The sequence below is a fragment of the Nocardia sp. NPDC055050 genome (assembly GCF_053608345.1).
The window spans coordinates 43,696-58,557 of the sequence record NZ_JBSGVG010000025.1; the positions used below are offsets into that span (position 1 = coordinate 43,696).

Annotated in this window: 16 protein-coding genes; 9 read left to right on the top strand and 7 right to left on the bottom strand. The window is 66.3% G+C overall.

What is annotated here, in order from left to right; genetic code table 11:
• Positions 1 to 133: 133 nt before the first annotated feature.
• The gene (locus ACWGCN_RS23780; protein WP_379312192.1) at positions 134 to 1,153 is read left to right on the top strand and encodes a DUF2330 domain-containing protein; all 1,020 of its coding nucleotides are present in this window, start codon (positions 134 to 136) and stop codon (positions 1,151 to 1,153) included.
• A gap of 67 nt (positions 1,154 to 1,220) precedes the next feature.
• Here ACWGCN_RS23780 and ACWGCN_RS23785 read toward each other — a convergent pair whose 3' ends face one another.
• From ACWGCN_RS23785 to ACWGCN_RS23805, 5 genes are all read right to left on the bottom strand, one after another.
• Complete coding sequence (locus tag ACWGCN_RS23785; RefSeq protein ID WP_378990606.1) at positions 1,221 to 2,180, bottom strand: alpha/beta hydrolase; 960 nt, start codon at positions 2,178 to 2,180, stop codon at positions 1,221 to 1,223.
• 135 nt (positions 2,181 to 2,315) lie between these two features.
• On the bottom strand, positions 2,316 to 2,738 hold the full coding sequence (locus ACWGCN_RS23790) for an HIT family protein (RefSeq protein ID WP_378990607.1): 423 nt from the start codon (positions 2,736 to 2,738) through the stop codon (positions 2,316 to 2,318).
• Positions 2,739 to 2,820: 82 nt separating this feature from the next.
• A complete protein-coding gene (purB, locus tag ACWGCN_RS23795) occupies positions 2,821 to 4,242 on the bottom strand; it encodes an adenylosuccinate lyase (RefSeq protein WP_378990608.1) in 1,422 nt (473 codons plus the stop codon).
• Positions 4,243 to 4,248: 6 nt separating this feature from the next.
• Positions 4,249 to 4,902 carry a TetR/AcrR family transcriptional regulator gene (locus tag ACWGCN_RS23800; RefSeq protein WP_378631736.1) on the bottom strand — a complete coding sequence of 218 codons (654 nt, stop codon included), beginning with the start codon at positions 4,900 to 4,902 and terminating at the stop codon, positions 4,249 to 4,251.
• 157 nt (positions 4,903 to 5,059) lie between these two features.
• Positions 5,060 to 6,223, bottom strand: coding sequence for a pyridoxal phosphate-dependent aminotransferase (locus tag ACWGCN_RS23805; protein WP_378990610.1), 1,164 nt, complete (start codon positions 6,221 to 6,223; stop codon positions 5,060 to 5,062).
• A 418-nt stretch (positions 6,224 to 6,641) separates the two neighbouring features.
• On the opposite strand from ACWGCN_RS23805, the gene ACWGCN_RS23810 reads away from it, so the two are divergent.
• Positions 6,642 to 7,550, top strand: a complete 909-nt coding sequence (locus ACWGCN_RS23810; RefSeq protein WP_449968065.1) for a M23 family metallopeptidase — start codon at positions 6,642 to 6,644, stop codon at positions 7,548 to 7,550.
• Between the two features lie 1,061 nt (positions 7,551 to 8,611).
• Here ACWGCN_RS23810 and ACWGCN_RS23815 read toward each other — a convergent pair.
• Positions 8,612 to 8,911, bottom strand: a complete 300-nt coding sequence (locus ACWGCN_RS23815) for a phosphoribosylglycinamide synthetase C domain-containing protein (RefSeq protein ID WP_452458815.1) — start codon at positions 8,909 to 8,911, stop codon at positions 8,612 to 8,614.
• Positions 8,912 to 8,991: 80 nt separating this feature from the next.
• Between ACWGCN_RS23815 and ACWGCN_RS23820 the strand changes: the two genes are divergently transcribed.
• Positions 8,992 to 9,174, top strand: coding sequence for a YegP family protein (locus ACWGCN_RS23820; RefSeq protein WP_194825705.1), 183 nt, complete (start codon positions 8,992 to 8,994; stop codon positions 9,172 to 9,174).
• A gap of 87 nt (positions 9,175 to 9,261) precedes the next feature.
• Here the strand turns inward: ACWGCN_RS23820 and purD are convergent, their stop codons facing one another.
• Positions 9,262 to 10,545 (bottom strand): phosphoribosylamine--glycine ligase, encoded by a 1,284-nt coding sequence (purD, locus tag ACWGCN_RS23825; protein ID WP_378990613.1) that lies wholly within the window; start codon positions 10,543 to 10,545, stop codon positions 9,262 to 9,264.
• A 214-nt stretch (positions 10,546 to 10,759) separates the two neighbouring features.
• Here purD and ACWGCN_RS23830 point away from each other — a divergent pair, with 214 nt between their 5' ends.
• The 6 genes from ACWGCN_RS23830 (at position 10,760) to ACWGCN_RS23855 (ending at position 14,730) form a co-directional block, all read left to right on the top strand.
• On the top strand, positions 10,760 to 11,137 hold the full coding sequence (locus ACWGCN_RS23830) for a PH domain-containing protein (protein ID WP_378966914.1): 378 nt from the start codon (positions 10,760 to 10,762) through the stop codon (positions 11,135 to 11,137).
• Between the two features lie 14 nt (positions 11,138 to 11,151).
• Positions 11,152 to 11,577, top strand: coding sequence for an HIT family protein (locus tag ACWGCN_RS23835; RefSeq protein ID WP_449968060.1), 426 nt, complete (start codon positions 11,152 to 11,154; stop codon positions 11,575 to 11,577).
• Positions 11,578 to 11,658: 81 nt separating this feature from the next.
• Positions 11,659 to 12,180: a DUF3558 domain-containing protein gene (locus tag ACWGCN_RS23840; protein ID WP_452458814.1), complete on the top strand. Its 522-nt coding sequence runs from the start codon at positions 11,659 to 11,661 to the stop codon at positions 12,178 to 12,180.
• Between the two features lie 32 nt (positions 12,181 to 12,212).
• Positions 12,213 to 12,605, top strand: coding sequence for a hypothetical protein (locus tag ACWGCN_RS23845; RefSeq protein WP_378631722.1), 393 nt, complete (start codon positions 12,213 to 12,215; stop codon positions 12,603 to 12,605).
• A 284-nt stretch (positions 12,606 to 12,889) separates the two neighbouring features.
• Positions 12,890 to 13,978 carry a hypothetical protein gene (locus tag ACWGCN_RS23850; protein ID WP_452529102.1) on the top strand — a complete coding sequence of 363 codons (1,089 nt, stop codon included), beginning with the start codon at positions 12,890 to 12,892 and terminating at the stop codon, positions 13,976 to 13,978.
• Positions 13,975 to 14,730: an ESX secretion-associated protein EspG gene (locus tag ACWGCN_RS23855; protein ID WP_378990618.1), complete on the top strand. Its 756-nt coding sequence runs from the start codon at positions 13,975 to 13,977 to the stop codon at positions 14,728 to 14,730. The genes ACWGCN_RS23850 and ACWGCN_RS23855 overlap by 4 nt, the downstream gene beginning before the upstream one ends.
• The last annotated feature ends 132 nt before the right edge of the window (positions 14,731 to 14,862 follow it).

Consider the following 14,862-nt stretch of genomic DNA (forward strand, 5'->3'; position numbering starts at 1 on the left):
GCTCCCACCGGGCCCGCCAACTCGGCCGTCGGCGGCCGGCGGCAGCGGGCTCGCGCCGGCCGAGTGAGTATTTCTGCGCATCTGCCGCAGGCCCGTTGTGCGTAGCCTGACCCGCATGGGGATGCGGTACGCAATGCGTTCGTTGGTCGTGACTGCCGGGGTGGCCTTGGCCGCGGGATCGGGAGCGGTGATGCCGGCGAACGCGTGCGCCTGCGGCGGCGTGGTGAGCGCGGACAGTTCGGCGCGGGTGAACAACGAGTCCGCGGTCGTGGGCTGGGACGGGCGGCGCGAGACCGTGCTGATGAGGTTGGGAATGCAGTTCACCGGTGCCGACGCGGCCCTGATCGTGCCGACGCCGACGCCGGCGACCGTCTCGGCGGGCAGTCCGGACTCGTTCAGGGAGCTGTCGCGCATGACCGCACCCGAGCGGGTCACCGAATACGACTGGTTCGGCAGCGGTTCGCTCGGCGGCGACGCATCCGGCGCCGCTCCGGGTTCGGGTCCCGACGTGCTGAGCCAAGTGCAGTTGGGCCCGCTGGAGGCGACTACCTTGCGCGGCGGCGATCTCACCGGTGTGCGCGAGTGGCTCGACACCAACGGCTATCAGCTCCGACCCGAGGTGAGCGCCACGCTCGACCCCTATCTCCGCGAGGGCTGGTCCTTCGTCGCCATGCGCCTCACCAGTGCGAAGCCCCTCGCCGGCGCCCTGGACCCGGTCCGCCTCACCTTCGACTCCGACCGCCTCGTGTACCCGATGCGCATGTCGGCCGCCGCGACCACACCGCAATCGGTCCACCTGTACGTCTTCAGCGACCACCGGGTGGCACGCATCGATCCCGATACCGAACCCCACGTCATCACCACCGAATTCGCCTCTCCGGTCGGCGAACCCAGCGATCCGGACCTGAAAGCGCTTGCGGCGAGCGGCAACTACCTCACCGAACTCTCGATCTACATCCCCCACCCGGCGACGATCACCAGCGATTTCCTTCTGGGTCCCGCCGCCGAGAACGTCCCCGTGCGTGACCGAGTGGTGAGCAAGGAATACGTCGAGATCCTCGGTCTGCCCGCGGGTTACGTCTTGATCGTCGCCGGGTTGTCACTGATCGGCGTGATCGCGAGCGTGGTCCTGCGTCGGCGGTCCGCGAGGTAGTCCGAACGCACCGCGACCCGGCTCTTCGGCGGTCACCGCCGTCGAACCGGGTCGCCTGTGGGAATTCTCAGGCCCCGAGCGCGGGTCCGATGACCGGCCACGAAGCGTGCAGGGCGTCCTGCCAGTAGGACCAGGAGTGCGTGCCCACCGGGTGGTAGTCGATCTTGGCGCCGATGCCCGCGGCGCGCAGGCGCTGGTCGAAGGCCACCATGCAGGTGTTGACGCCGAGCTCGATGGGTCCGCCGAGGAAGATGTTCTCGGCCAACGTGGGCTTGAGTTCGGCCTCGTGCGGTCCGGGGATGCCGGTGCCGGTCGACATGTACAGCGCCTTGCCGCGCAGCCCATCGATCATCAGGGCCGGGTCGTGCGCCGCCCACTCGGGGCTGCCGGGCGCGCCCCACATGTTGCCGGGATTGCCGCCCCGGTTGACGATGGAGAACATCATCGCGCCCGCCGCCATGGCGATGTCCGGACAGGCGCTGTAACCGGCCACGGCCCGGTAGAGGCCGGGGTGGCGGGCGGCCAAAATGTAGGCCGCGTTGCCGCCCATCGACAGTCCGCCGATGCCGTTCACGCCGGTGCCGTTGAACTGACCGTCGATCAGGCCGGGCAGTTCCTGGGTGAGGAACGTTTCCCACTTGTACCGGCCGAAACGCGGATCGTCGGTGACCCAGTCGGTGTAGTAGCTGGCCTGGCCGCCCATCGGCATCACCACGTTGACGTTCTTGTCGCGGAAGAAGGCTTCGGCGTCGGTGGCGTTGGTCCAGGTGCTCTGGCCGATGCCGGGGTCGAGGCCGTCGAGCAGGTAGTACGTGCCCCGCGCGCCACCGCCCGCGGGGTGCAGGACCTGGAGATCGACGTTGCGGCCCATCGCGGGCGAGGTGACGGTGATCGCCGTCCGGTGCGGAGTCAGTTCGCTGACTCCGATGATCTGCGCGGCGGACGCCGTCGTGGGGTGAACCACCGCCGGTCCGATGACACCGAGGGCAAGGGCCAGCACTGCAGCAGCAACACCTGTACGACGCACGATCTACCCTCCATAACCGCATGCCAATGACAGTCCAAAATAACCCACAGGCGAACGAATCGGAAGCATTCGGCGGTTCGGCGTTTCTTCAGCAAACTTTCCGGTTTGCAATGACCGCTTCGCCGGAATTTCGGGTCAGCGGGTGAGGGCGCCCCGGATCGAACCGGCCAGATAGTCGAGATCCGCCCGCGCGGGCGATGTGGGCCGCGCGCGCAGACCGAAGCCGTCACCGGGCCTTCGCGGGATCACATGCAGGTGCACATGGAAGACCTCCTGCCCCGCCGTAACCCCGTCGGCGAGAAAGAAATTCACCCCGTCGGCCGCCACTTCACTGCTGCGCAACGCGGCGGCGATCCGCTGTCCGACCTGAAAGAGCTTGCCGCCCAACGCGGGATCGAGATCGGCCAGACTCGGTGCGGGCACCTTCGGCACCACGAGCACATGCCCCGGCGTCACAGGACGAATATCCATGAAGGCGAGGACTTCGTCGTCCTCGTACACCTTCGAGGACGGGGCGGCCCCGGCGATGATATCGGCGAAGATCGTGTACGGATTCACCCGACCACGGTATCGACCCCGACGCACGAAAGCCCGCCACCGGCGCCGAAAAGGCGGCAGTGGCGGGCTGATTCGCACGGGACTACAGAATCGGCGACGGCGTGTAGCGCGCGGCGTCCGGATTCGCCTCGACCAGCTTCTGCACCTGCGCGACGACCTCGGCGACCTGGTCCGATGCCGCGCCGATGAACGCCGCCTTGTCGGCCAGCGCCGCGTCGAGTCCGGCCCGGTCCAGCGGCATCCGCGCATCGGCGGCGAGACGATCCAGCAGATCGGGTTCGCGGCCCTGCTCGCGCATGGCCAGCGCCACCGCCACCGCGTGCTCCTTGATGACCTCGTGCGCGGTCTCGCGGCCGACGCCCGCGCGCACCGCCGCCATCAGGATGCGGGTGGTCGCCAGGAACGGCAGGTACCGGTCGAGTTCACGCGAGACCACCGCCGGGTAGGCGCCGAACTCGGCGAGCACGGTCAGGAAGGTCTCCATCTGCCCGTCGATGGCGAAGAACGCGTCGGGCAGCGCGACGCGGCGCACCACCGAGCAGAACACGTCGCCCTCGTTCCACTGGGCGCCCGCCAGCTCGGCGGCCATCGAGCCGTAGCCGCGCAGGATCACCTGCAGGCCGTTCACCCGCTCACACGAGCGCGTGTTCATCTTGTGCGGCATCGCCGACGAACCGACCTGGCCCGGCTGGAAACCCTCGGTGACCAGCTCGTGACCGGCCATCAGCCGGATCGTGTGCGCGAACGACGACGGCCCCGCGCCCAGCTGTACCAGCGCGGACAGCACATCGTGATCGAGCGAGCGCGGGTACACCTGACCCACGCTGGTGAACACGTTCGCGAAGCCGAGGTGAGTGGCCACCTGCTGCTCGAGGGCGGCGAGCTTGTTCGCGTCACCGTCGAGCAGGTCGAGCATGTCCTGGGCGGTGCCCATCGGGCCCTTGATCCCGCGCAGCGGGTAGCGGTCGATCAGCTCGCGCACGCGCGCCAGCCCGACCAGCATCTCGTCGGCGGCGGAGGCGAAGCGTTTGCCCAGCGTGGTGGCCTGCGCGGCGACATTGTGCGAGCGCCCGGCCATCACCAGGGTCTGGTACTCAGCGGCCCGCTCGGCCAGGCGCGCCGCGATGGCGATGCCGTGGCGGTACACGTGCTCGAGCGAGAGCCGGATCTGCAGCTGCTCGACGTTCTCGGTGAGGTCGCGGCTGGTCATGCCCTTGTGCACGTGCTCGTGCCCGGCGAGCGCGTTGAATTCCTCGATCCGCGCCTTCACGTCGTGGCGGGTGACCCGCTCACGCTCGGCGATCGAGGCCAGGTCGACATGGTCGATGACGCGTTCATAATCATCGACAACCCCTGCGGGGACATCGATTCCGAGTTCGGCCTGCGCACGCAGCACCTCCAGCCACAGCCGGCGCTCGAGCACGATCTTGTTCTCGGGCGACCAGAGCGCGACGAGCTCCGGGCTGGCGTATCGGGTGGCGAGGACATTCGGGACGAGGCTCACGAGCACTCAGTCTAATTGCCGCACCCGTTCGGCCTGCTGGGGCATCATGTTGGGGACCACGGGCGGGGCGACGATGTCGATCATTTCGAGCAGACCGGCCCTGGCGGGTCGGCGAGGTTCGGGGTGGCCTTCGATCAGCGCGGCGACCACCGCACCGTCGACGACGGCCACCAGCCTGCGTAACTGCTCGGGGCGCACCACTCGGTCGGAGCGGCGCAGCACGTCGGCGAGCAGTTCTTCGAGCTGGGTGCGTAGTCGGAGCTGGACCTCACGTAACTCGGGGTGACGGGCCGACGCCACGGATCGCTCGTAGCGGGCGATGAGCTGGCCGCGGGCGTCGAGGTCGCCGTCGTCGGGGCCGACGAGCACGTCGAGCACGAGCTCGACCGTCGCCTCGGTGCCGCGCCTGCGATGACTGACCTCACCGACCCGGCGGCGCATCGCGTCGAGTTCGATCGCGCCGCTGAACTCGACGGCGCGGGCGATCAGATCCTCCAGCGATTCGAAGTAGTAGGTGGTCGACGCGAGTGGAAGATCGGCTCGCGAGGCCACCGAACGATGTCGCACGGCGTCGAAGCCGCCTTCGAGCAACAGCTCAGCCGCCGCAGCCACCAGAGCCTGCCGACGTCGTTCGCCTTTCGGGGTCGTTGCGGTGGTCACCGTGCCAACGTGCCAGTCATCATCAGTTCAACCGTGCGCAATCGTCATCGGGGAAACACTGGGAATTCGGGATAACTGAGTTTTACCGTATCCCGGCACAGATGTGTTCGTACTACGCAAAGTTGTTGTCGCACATCACTGTTGACAAGTGTCCAGATCAGCCCTTCAGGAACCGTCCCAGACGCTCCAGTGCTGCGGCGATGTCGTCGGTGGCACCCGCGAAGGAAAAACGGACCGTGTGGTTTCCATTTGTGGTGTCGAAATCGAGTCCGGGCGCCAGCGCGACTCCGGTTTCGGTGAGCACCTCTGCACACCAGGCGCGCGAATTATCGGTCAAATGACCAATATCGGCGTAGGCGTAGAAGGCGCCGTCGGCGGGCGCGAGATCGGTGATTCCGATCGCGGGCAGACCCTCCAGGAGCAGCGCCCGGTTGCGCGCGTACCGGCGCACATGCCCGTCCAGCTCATCCTTGGCTTCCGGCCCGAAGGCGTGCACGGCGGCGTACTGGGAGATGGCGGGCGGGCACACCGTCATATTCGACGCCAGCCGCTGCAGCGCCGGGCGCAGGTCGGCCGGGGCCAGCATCCAGCCCAGCCGCCAGCCGGTCATCGAGAAGTACTTCGACACCGAACCGATCACCACCGACTCACGGGAGAACTCCCACGCCGAGGAGGTCGGTGTGCTCGCGCCCGCGTAGGTGATGCCGTGATAGATCTCGTCGGAGATCAGCAGCGTGCCGTGCTGTTCGCACCAGCGGGCCAGCGCGGCGAGTTCGGCGGGGTCGATCATGGTGCCGGTCGGGTTGGCCGGGCTGGCCACCACCAGACCCTTCGGCGGCTCCGGCAGCGCTTCGAGCATCGCCACGGTCGGCTGGAATCTGGTCTGCGGGCCGCAGTCCAGTTCGACGACCTCGCAGCCGAGCGCGGACAGCGTGTTGCGGTAGGCGGGATAGCCCGGACGCGCCACCACCACTGTGTCGCCCACGTCGAAGGCGGCCAGGAAGATCAGCGTGAACGCGCCCGACGACCCGGTCGTCACCACCACCTCGTCCGGGTGCACGTCGTAGCCGTAGGTCTCGCTGTGGTGCCCCGCGATGGCCTCGCGCAGCGGCAGAATGCCGAATGTCTCGGTATAGCCCAGCAATTCGTGATCGATCGCCGCCCTGGTAGCCCGCAACACCGGCGCGGGCGCCTGCGTGGACGGCTGCCCCGCCGCGAGCACCAGCACATCGCCGTGCGACCTGGCGCGTTCAGCGGCCGCTTTCCACACATCCATGACGTAGAAAGGGGCGATGGCCGACCGGCGCGATTCTCTGGACACCCGAGAGACGGTAGAGCACCCGATTGCGGGCGTTCACAGATATGGTCGGCACAATGGCTCCGACAGCGAATACGCAGCCACCGACGCGACCTCTGTGGTCACGTCGGGGCCGGGGCGCGGGGGCGGGATGAAGCGGACAGGGACGGCACGGGACGTGCGGGCGGGCACCCCCGAGGAGAGCGTGGACACCGAATCCGGACAGCTCACCGCCGACATTCGCGCGGCCGACGGGGACGCTGAATCGACAGCGGCGGGCGGGTCGGCGGGAGACACTGCGACGGCAAGCGCGTCTAGCGGGTCAGCCGAGTCGACGCGATCGAGAACTGGTGCGAGCCGTCGGGCTGTCAGCGTCAATGGCCGTATCTTGCAGGCGAACTGGCGGGAGCAGTTGCCGTCGAAGGGAGCGGCGCGCGACCGTATGACGGAGTGGGCCGCACGGTACCCGGTGGTCGGGGAGATCGCCGGTGAGCTGCGTAGCGGTGAGATGCGCAAGGTCTTCTGGCGGCGGCCGAAGGCGCAAGCCGAAGACCTGTGGGCACGGCGGCCGAGTCGCGATCGGGTGCGTCAGGTGCTGGTCGAACGGCGCGTACTCATCGCCGCAATGGCCGCGGTGGCGGTGTTCGTGGCAGCCGACGGACAGTTCGGCGCCGTCGTCGACGGTGCCCCGCTCGCACCCGGCGAAGCGATCCACGTGGCCGTCGCCTATCCCCCGCAACTGCTCCCCAACCCCCAGTCGGCGACCCGCATGCTCGCTGCCATCGACGCAGGTGAGAAGCGCCGCGAGGCACAAGTGGTCGCCGCGGCGGCCCGTTCCACGCTCGAACGCGCGAAAGCGGAGGCGGCGGCCGCGGCATCGGGTGAATGGCAGGACTGGATGGGCCAGCGCGCCCCGGTGGTTCCCGGCGCGATGGTGCCGGTGCCCGGCTCGACCCCGTCCGTCGGCGGGTTCAGCCTGCCCGCGAAGGGCGCGTTCACCTCCGGTTTCGGCTCCCGCTGGGGCACCATGCACCGCGGCATCGATATCGCGGGCCCCATCGGCAGCCCCATCTACGCCGTCGCCGACGGTACCGTGGTCGAGGCAGGCCCGGCGCAGGGCTTCGGCCTCTGGGTCCGCATCCGCCACGACGACGGCACCATCAGCATCTACGGCCACATGTACGACTTCTTCGTCTCCCAGGGCGAGCGCGTCCCCGCCGGAATGCAGATCGCGCGCATCGGCAACCGTGGCGATTCCACCGGCCCGCACCTACATTTCGAAATCGTGCAAAACGGCCAGCATGTGGATCCGCAGGCCTGGCTCGCTGTGCATGGATTGCGTCTCGACTGACCGCACAGCGGACACCTGCCCAGTCGATTCGAGTACCTCGCCAGCGTGCGTGAAGTGGGCTACTATTCCCCCGGGAGATCAAGGGGAGGTCCAATGTCTTTGCAGCGAAAATTAATTAGATCATGCCTGAAACATATAGGTGACTGGTCGCGACCAGCGTCACACGATCAAAACGCCATGGAGGCAATGTGAGCGACCTGTCGGTCGACGTGTCCCGCCTGAATGGCTTCAAGTTGGATCTGCAAGAGATTGCGTCGAACTCATCACTACCTGGCGCTACGGGACGTTTCGCAGAACTCGTTTCGCCGTTCGAAAAATTTCGGTCTGCCCATTCTACGGATTTGCAAAGTGACGCTTCGGCGATAAAGGTCTCGGCCAGAGTTTGAGTACTGCGGACACCACATACAAAACCAGCGCCATCATGGTTGCGATTCGGGAAAGACTGCGAATTCCCGGTTCACTGATTGTCTGGATACTCGGGCTGTCAGTACTCGTGGGGTCCGGGTGTGCAGATCCAAGCTCCCGAGAATCGGGGACAGTCCAGGAGGCATCGATCAGTCCGGAACTGATTACGGAAGCGGCGAAGTATGGAGACTGGGTACTTCCAGCGGACGGAAACGTGTTGCTCGTCAGGAAATTGGAGCAGCCTCGGGCGGATGTGAAATACAATCTAGTCGTCGAGACATCACCTGATGGATTGGCCGCGATGTTGGAGAATTCAAAGTTCGTCTCTCCATTCAAGGGCGGTCTTCCGCCATACCCAGAGCGAATAATCGCCGGACCCGACCTTGTCACTTCGCCGAGCGTTCGGAGATCGCAAGATACATTTAGGTCCGCAAAAGGTGACGGCATGATTCGCGATGTCATGGTGGATGAGCGCTCCGCCGACCTGCGAATAGTTCACATCGAGTTTCGCGGTCAATGAGCTACCGGCTCGTCTGTGCCGGACGGGTTTTTCGAGTATTCGTTGCGCGCGGTCGATCGCAGCTATACAACCGAGTTGCACCGGGTTGGGACCGATGACTCCCAACCCGGGCGACTGCGCCTGGCCGTGACCAGAGCTACGAATTATCCTCTGGCACAACAACTTCAGTCGCACCGATATCGGTCCGGAAATGACTGCCGGGGCAGCTTGATGCCCGCAAGCCGTGCGTAGCCCGTTCCCGTGCCTGCGCGAGATCCGCGCCGACGCCGACCACGTTGAGCACACGCACGCCCGCCGACACCAGCGCCTTGTCCGCGCTGATCCGTACCGGCGTGCAGCACCAGCGCACCGACCGCATTTCGAAATCGTGCAAAACGGTCAGCATGTGGATCCGCAGGCCTGGCTCGCTGTGCATGGATTGCGTCTCGATTGACATCGCGTCGAGACCACCGACATCACGGGAACGTTAATGTGAGACCTGTCGAGTGTTTTCCTCCGAACCGAAGCGAGGCAACCATGGCAGGCAAGTTCGAGGTATTCAAGGACAAGGCGGGAAAGTTCCGTTTCCACCTCAAGGCCGGCAACGGCGAAATCGTCCTCGAAAGTCAGGGATACGAAAGCAAGGAAGGCGCCAAGAAGGGGATCGCCTCCATCCAGACGAATGCTCCGAACGCCCAGGTCCTCGACCTCACCGCCTGATCGGCGCAGCCGCGCAACGTGCTGCGCCACCGTTTCCCGCTCGATCGTGATCAGCGGTCGCGCACCGCTGATCACCGATCGCGCGAATTACCCCGCGACGCTGTTGCGTTCCGGGACAACAACTTCGGTCGCGCCGATATCAGTCCGGAAATGACTGCCGGTGAGCTTGATTCCCGCGAGTCGCGCGTAGGCCCGCTCCCGCGCCTGCGCGAGGTCCGCACCGACACCGACCACGTTCAGCACACGCCCGCCCGCCGACACCAGCGCCTTGTCGGCGCGCTGATCCGTACCGGCGTGCAGCACCAGCGTTTCGCCCTCCAGCGCGCCGTCATCGGCACCGGTGATCACATCGCCGGTACGCGGTCGCGCCGGGTAGTTCTCGGCGGCGAGCACGACGGTGATCGCGGAACCGTCTTTCCAGCGCGGTGCGTCGACCTCGGCGAGGCGCCCGGTCGCGGTGGCGTGCAGCAGTTCGGCGAACGGGCTGTCCAGCAGCGCGAGCACCGCCTGGGTCTCGGGATCACCGAAGCGGCAATTGAATTCGACGACAGCCGGGCCGTTCGTACCGATCGCCAGACCCGCGTACAGCAGGCCCGAGAACGAGCTGCCCCGCGCGACCAGCTCGGCGGCGACGGGCTTCACCACGTCGTCGACGATCTCGTTCAGCGTCTCCGCGGGCAGCCACGGCAGCGGCGTGTAAGCGCCCATGCCGCCGGTGTTCGGGCCGGAATCGCCGTCGCCGACCCGCTTGTGGTCCTGTGCGGGCAGCAGCGGGATCACGGTCTCACCGTCGACCAGGCAGAACAGCGACACCTCCGGACCGTCGAGGAACGACTCCAGCAGCACCGGATGTCCCTGCTCGAGCAGTTCGGCGCCGTGATCGCGGGCCGCGCGCCGGTCGGCGGTCACCACCACGCCCTTGCCCGCGGCGAGCCCGTCGTCCTTGACCACCCAGGTCGGGCCGAAGCGGTCGAGCGCCGCGTCCAGCTCGGCCGGGCTGTCGACGATCTCGCTGTGCGCGGTGCGCACCCCGGCCACCGCCATCACATCTTTCGCGAACGCCTTCGACCCCTCGATCCGCGCCGCGTCGGCCGACGGGCCGAACACGGGGAATCCGGCCGCGCGCACGACGTCGGCGACGCCGAGCACCAGCGGCACCTCGGGGCCGATCACCACCAGGTCGGCGGCCACTTCACCGGCCAGCGCGGCGACGTCGTCGGCGGAGCAGGGATCGACCGGGCGTAGCTCGGCGTGCTGGCCGATGCCGGGGTTGCCCGGGGCAGCGATCACCGCCGTCACGGACGGATCCCGGCGCAGCGCCAGGACGAGGGCATGTTCACGGGCTCCGGAACCGATGACGAGTACGCGCACGGCCTTAGATTAGTCGCGTACTTCGCGCGTACTTCGCACGCCCCGTTCCGATACAAGGTCCGCGATCGGGTAGCGCGATCGTCACCCCCGCGAGGGCGCTTCGGGCCGGCGATCGGGCCGTCGCGATGCGGCTCGGCCCTCGCGGCCCGGGTTCGATTGCGCCACAATGGGACCAGGCGTGGCGCGGCAGCCGCCACCGAAACGGGGGAATGCCATGGGCCTGCTCGACGGGATGATGGGCAATGCCGGTCGCATAGATCCGGCCGCCGCCCAGCAGGAATACGCGAAGCTGTTCGGGCAGGGCGAGCAGGTGTACGCCGCGTTCATCCTGGTCCGCGACGCGATGCTGTTCACCAATCGCCGCCTGATCATGGTCGACAAACAGGGCGTCACCGGCCGCAAGGTCAGCTACCACAGCATCCCCTACCGGTCGATCAGCCACTTCGCCGTCGAAACCGCGGGCACCTTCGACCTCGACGCGGAGCTCTACATCTGGATCGGCAGCGGCGACGAGCCGGTCAAGCAGCGTTTCAACCGTCAGGTCGACATCTACGAGGTGCAGGGCATCCTGTCGCATTTCGTGTCGATCTAGCTACGCTCACCGGTATGGCATCCGTCTTCAGCGCGATCATCGCAGGTCAGATCCCCGGCCGCTTCGTCTGGGAAGACGACGAGTTCGTCGGCTTCCTCACCATCGGCCCCGTCACCCAGGGCCACACCCTCGTCGTCCCGCGCGCGGAGATCGACCAGTGGCAAGACGTGGATCCCGCCGTGATGGCCCGGATGATGGGCGTGGCCCAGAAGATCGGCCAGGCCGTCCGCGTCGCCTTCGACGCCCCCCGCGCCGGCCTGCTCATCGCCGGCCTCGAGGTCCCCCACCTGCACACCCACGTCTTCCCCGCCTACACCATGGGCGACTTCGACATCTCGGGCGCGAACACCGACCCCACCCCCGAATCCCTCGACGAAGCCCAGACCAAGATCAAGGCCGCCCTCCGCGACCTCGGCCACGAAGCGAACGTCCCAGCCTGAGTTCTGCCCTGGATGGAACCGAAACGACCGGGCGCGCGTCTAAGACATCGAGTGGTCGTTGTGTGCGAAAGAGGAGAGACGATGCGAGTGGTTGGCTTTGCCGCCGGGGTGTGCGCTGTAGTGGCGCTTGCCGGATGTTCCACAGCGGTCGACGGGCAGCCTGAGGCCAGCGGGGCTCCGCTGACCAAGGAGCAGCTGTTCGATCCGTGTGCTGTGTCGGACAGTGTGTTGCAGGCGGCGGGGGCCGATCCTGCAACGAAGGACGACAACCCCTTCTCGGTACCGCGACCGGATTGGAAGGGCTGCAGTTGGCGAGCAGGCGATCACTTCGTTTCGTTCTTTTCCACGACAAATACGCTGCAACAATTTCGCGAGAACCAGTATTTTCGAGATTTTCGTGATGTAACAGTCAGCGGCAGGCCGGCCTTGCAGTTCTACTTGGGCACGATCAACCCTCCGGAAGAATGCGAAATCGCCTTCGACACGAGCCAGGGACGGGTCACCTTGACGGCAAGCAAAGCCTCGAGCAGTAACTCGACCACCGACCCCTGCGTTTGGGTGAATGATGCGGCACCTCATTTCGCTTCATCAATCCCCCGCTAGCGACGACCGTATCCACACTGGAGATATACGAAATGGCCGATCCTCACGAGCTCACAAAAAAATTTCAGACGCTAGCCGGCGAAGCCGCCGCAGGCAGGCTGGTGATCGAATTCGACACCGCCGAGAGATGCGCGAAGCACTGCGATAACTACATTTCTGACCTGGACCGACTGAAGTCCCGGACGCAGAGCATGGTCAATGTCGGGTCTTTCGGCAGCTTGGGCTCAGCAACCAAGCTTGGGCAGAAGTTTGCAGACCTTGCAATCGGCGGCCCTGGCACCGGTTCCTACTCCGATGCCATCCGCCTCCATCAAGAAGTGCTAGCAGCCATGGCCGACATGTACCGCAAAGCCGGTGCCGCATACAAGAACTGCGACGAAGCCACTCAGCTCGCTATCAAACAACAGACCAACAAAGTAGACTGAATCCGGGGGGATAAATGACCTTTTCAGATTTCATGAGCAAACTGGGCAGCGTTGCATTGACAGCGTCGAGCCCGTCCAGAATTGGTGACCGAATCGGCTCATTGTTCGATTCCGATATCTCCGCCACGCAGTCCGAGCTAGACGCCCAGGCTGCGGGCAACAGCGCACGGTCTCGCATCTACGCCGAGAATTCCAGCCTTGCCAACGGATTTTCCGGCGAGTTCACACCGCAGGTCGTGCCGCCCGTTCTAGAATCGTTCCTCACCATGAGCCATTCGGACATCATGAAATTTGTCGAGTCGATCAGCCCCGAGACGATGAGCACCAGCGTTCAAGGCTGGCGGCAGTTGGCAACCGACACCACGACGAAAGCCACCGCCTTCCACGACAGTATCCAGAAGGAAATGGAGCGGGGCTGGTCGGGAAGCGCAGCGAGCCAAGCGCTGGCGAGCACCAAGAGCTATCTCGCCGACGTGCACAAGGTCGACCAGGCTGCCTCCCTGATCGGCAACAAGATGGAAGAGGCTTACTCCGGCTTCAACCAGGTGAAGTACTCGGTACCGCACGAGTCCGACCAACAGAGCAGCACCGTCGCAGGATTAGTCGCCACCACGCTCTCGAACGCGGTCGCGCCCGGGCTCGGCACCGTAACCAACTTCGTCATGGACAGCACCAGCGCAGGCCGCTCCGATGCCGCCCAAGCCGCGGCTCGCCAGGTGATGGAGACCGTCTACAAGCCAGTCGCGCAGCAGTCCGACACCCAGGTCCCGAAGGTTCCCGAGCCATCGAAACCCCAGTCCGACAAGCCGACCGGCGACACCAACAAGGACAAGCCGACGGGCACCACCACCGACAAGCCCACCGGCACCACCACCAAGCCGAGCACCGACGACACCACCCCCTCCACCACGGAGCCGGAAACCCCCACCACCACCGACCCTGGTGACGACGACAGCACCACTGACGACACCACCGGCGACGAGACCACCGCGGCCACGACAACTCCGGAAACCCCCACCACCACTACCCCGTCAGGCACCAGCCCTGGCACGACCCCGGCCGGCACGTCCCCCGGCGGACTCGGCTCCGGCGGCGGAGCAGGCGCGGGTGCCGGAGCAGGTGCGGGCACGCCCGGCGCGGCGGTCCCCGGGACCGCCGGTCAGAAGCAGGGCGCCGGTGCGGGAGCGGGCGCGGGTTCCGGTACGTCGTCGGGCCGCTCCGGCATGGGCGGAATGGGCGCCCCCGGCGCGCGCGGCGGCGGCAAGGACGACGAGAACGAGCACCAGGCCCCCGACTACTTGCGCGGCGTCCACGAAGAACTGCTCGGCCCCGAACGCTTGCACGTCCCGCCGGTGATCGGCGGCGACGCATGACCGACACCTGGGAGCTGACCCCGTTCGAGTTCTGGGTCGCCTGGGAAACGCTCGGCCGCGACCGTATGCCCTGGCCCCTCACCTTCACGGCAGGTGTCGAAACGCAGGTGGAGTTCGACCGGGAATGCCGTCGTGCCGCGGATTCGCTGATCGCCAAAATGGGCACCGACGAATCGCTGTACCACGCCTTGCACGCCCTCGCGCACCCCGAAATCCGGGTGGAACTGTTCGGGCACCGCTTCGACGGCCGCACCCGGATGGTCCGCGCCTGCGCGACCACCGAGGCGAGCAACGGCGTAGTCGCCGCCCAGCTCCCCGGTCCCGAATACGGCCAGGGCGGCAACATCCTGATCACCCTGCGCCCGGCCCACGCCATCGTCACCCGCCTGCTGTCCATCCTCCCGAAAACTCCCGCGGGCACCACCGGCGGCTTCAACGTCCACCGCGACGACTTCACCACCACCCCCGACCCCTACGCCCGCCACCGCACCCCCGCCGAACAAGCCCTCAAATTCCTCAAACGCCCCTTCACCACCTACGCGGAATTCCGCGTAGCAACCGGCCCGGCCCTGGACGGCTGGCAAGAAGGCGGCACCACCCTCCAACTGGTCGACTACACCGACGACGGCCGCTACCTCATCCAAGAAGGCGAACGAGTAGAAGTAACCCCCACCACCCCCGACCGAATCGAAGCCCACCTCCATCACCTGATCGAGAAAGCCACGGCCGGCACCCGCCAATCAGCCTGGTAATCAACACAACCAGGCCCTGTGGCCCGTCATCCCATGGCAATTCCGTACGGGTCTGGACGATCTACGGGATTTCCATGCTGTAGCGATGCCATCGCATGGCACTCCGCTACGCCTGTAGACGCAACGGAGTGC

Coding starts and splice junctions, on each gene's coding strand:
- ACWGCN_RS23845 (WP_378631722.1), top strand. CDS start 12,213: ATGGCCGATCCTCACGAGCTCACAAAAAAATTTCAGACGCTAGCCGGC.
- ACWGCN_RS23820 (WP_194825705.1), top strand. CDS start 8,992: ATGGCAGGCAAGTTCGAGGTATTCAAGGACAAGGCGGGAAAGTTCCGT.
- ACWGCN_RS23780 (WP_379312192.1), top strand. CDS start 134: ATGCGTTCGTTGGTCGTGACTGCCGGGGTGGCCTTGGCCGCGGGATCG.
- ACWGCN_RS23815 (WP_452458815.1), bottom strand. CDS start 8,911: ATGTCAATCGAGACGCAATCCATGCACAGCGAGCCAGGCCTGCGGATC.
- ACWGCN_RS23850 (WP_452529102.1), top strand. CDS start 12,890: ATGAAATTTGTCGAGTCGATCAGCCCCGAGACGATGAGCACCAGCGTT.
- ACWGCN_RS23810 (WP_449968065.1), top strand. CDS start 6,642: ATGACGGAGTGGGCCGCACGGTACCCGGTGGTCGGGGAGATCGCCGGT.
- ACWGCN_RS23830 (WP_378966914.1), top strand. CDS start 10,760: ATGGGCCTGCTCGACGGGATGATGGGCAATGCCGGTCGCATAGATCCG.
- ACWGCN_RS23855 (WP_378990618.1), top strand. CDS start 13,975: ATGACCGACACCTGGGAGCTGACCCCGTTCGAGTTCTGGGTCGCCTGG.
- ACWGCN_RS23835 (WP_449968060.1), top strand. CDS start 11,152: ATGGCATCCGTCTTCAGCGCGATCATCGCAGGTCAGATCCCCGGCCGC.
- ACWGCN_RS23840 (WP_452458814.1), top strand. CDS start 11,659: ATGCGAGTGGTTGGCTTTGCCGCCGGGGTGTGCGCTGTAGTGGCGCTT.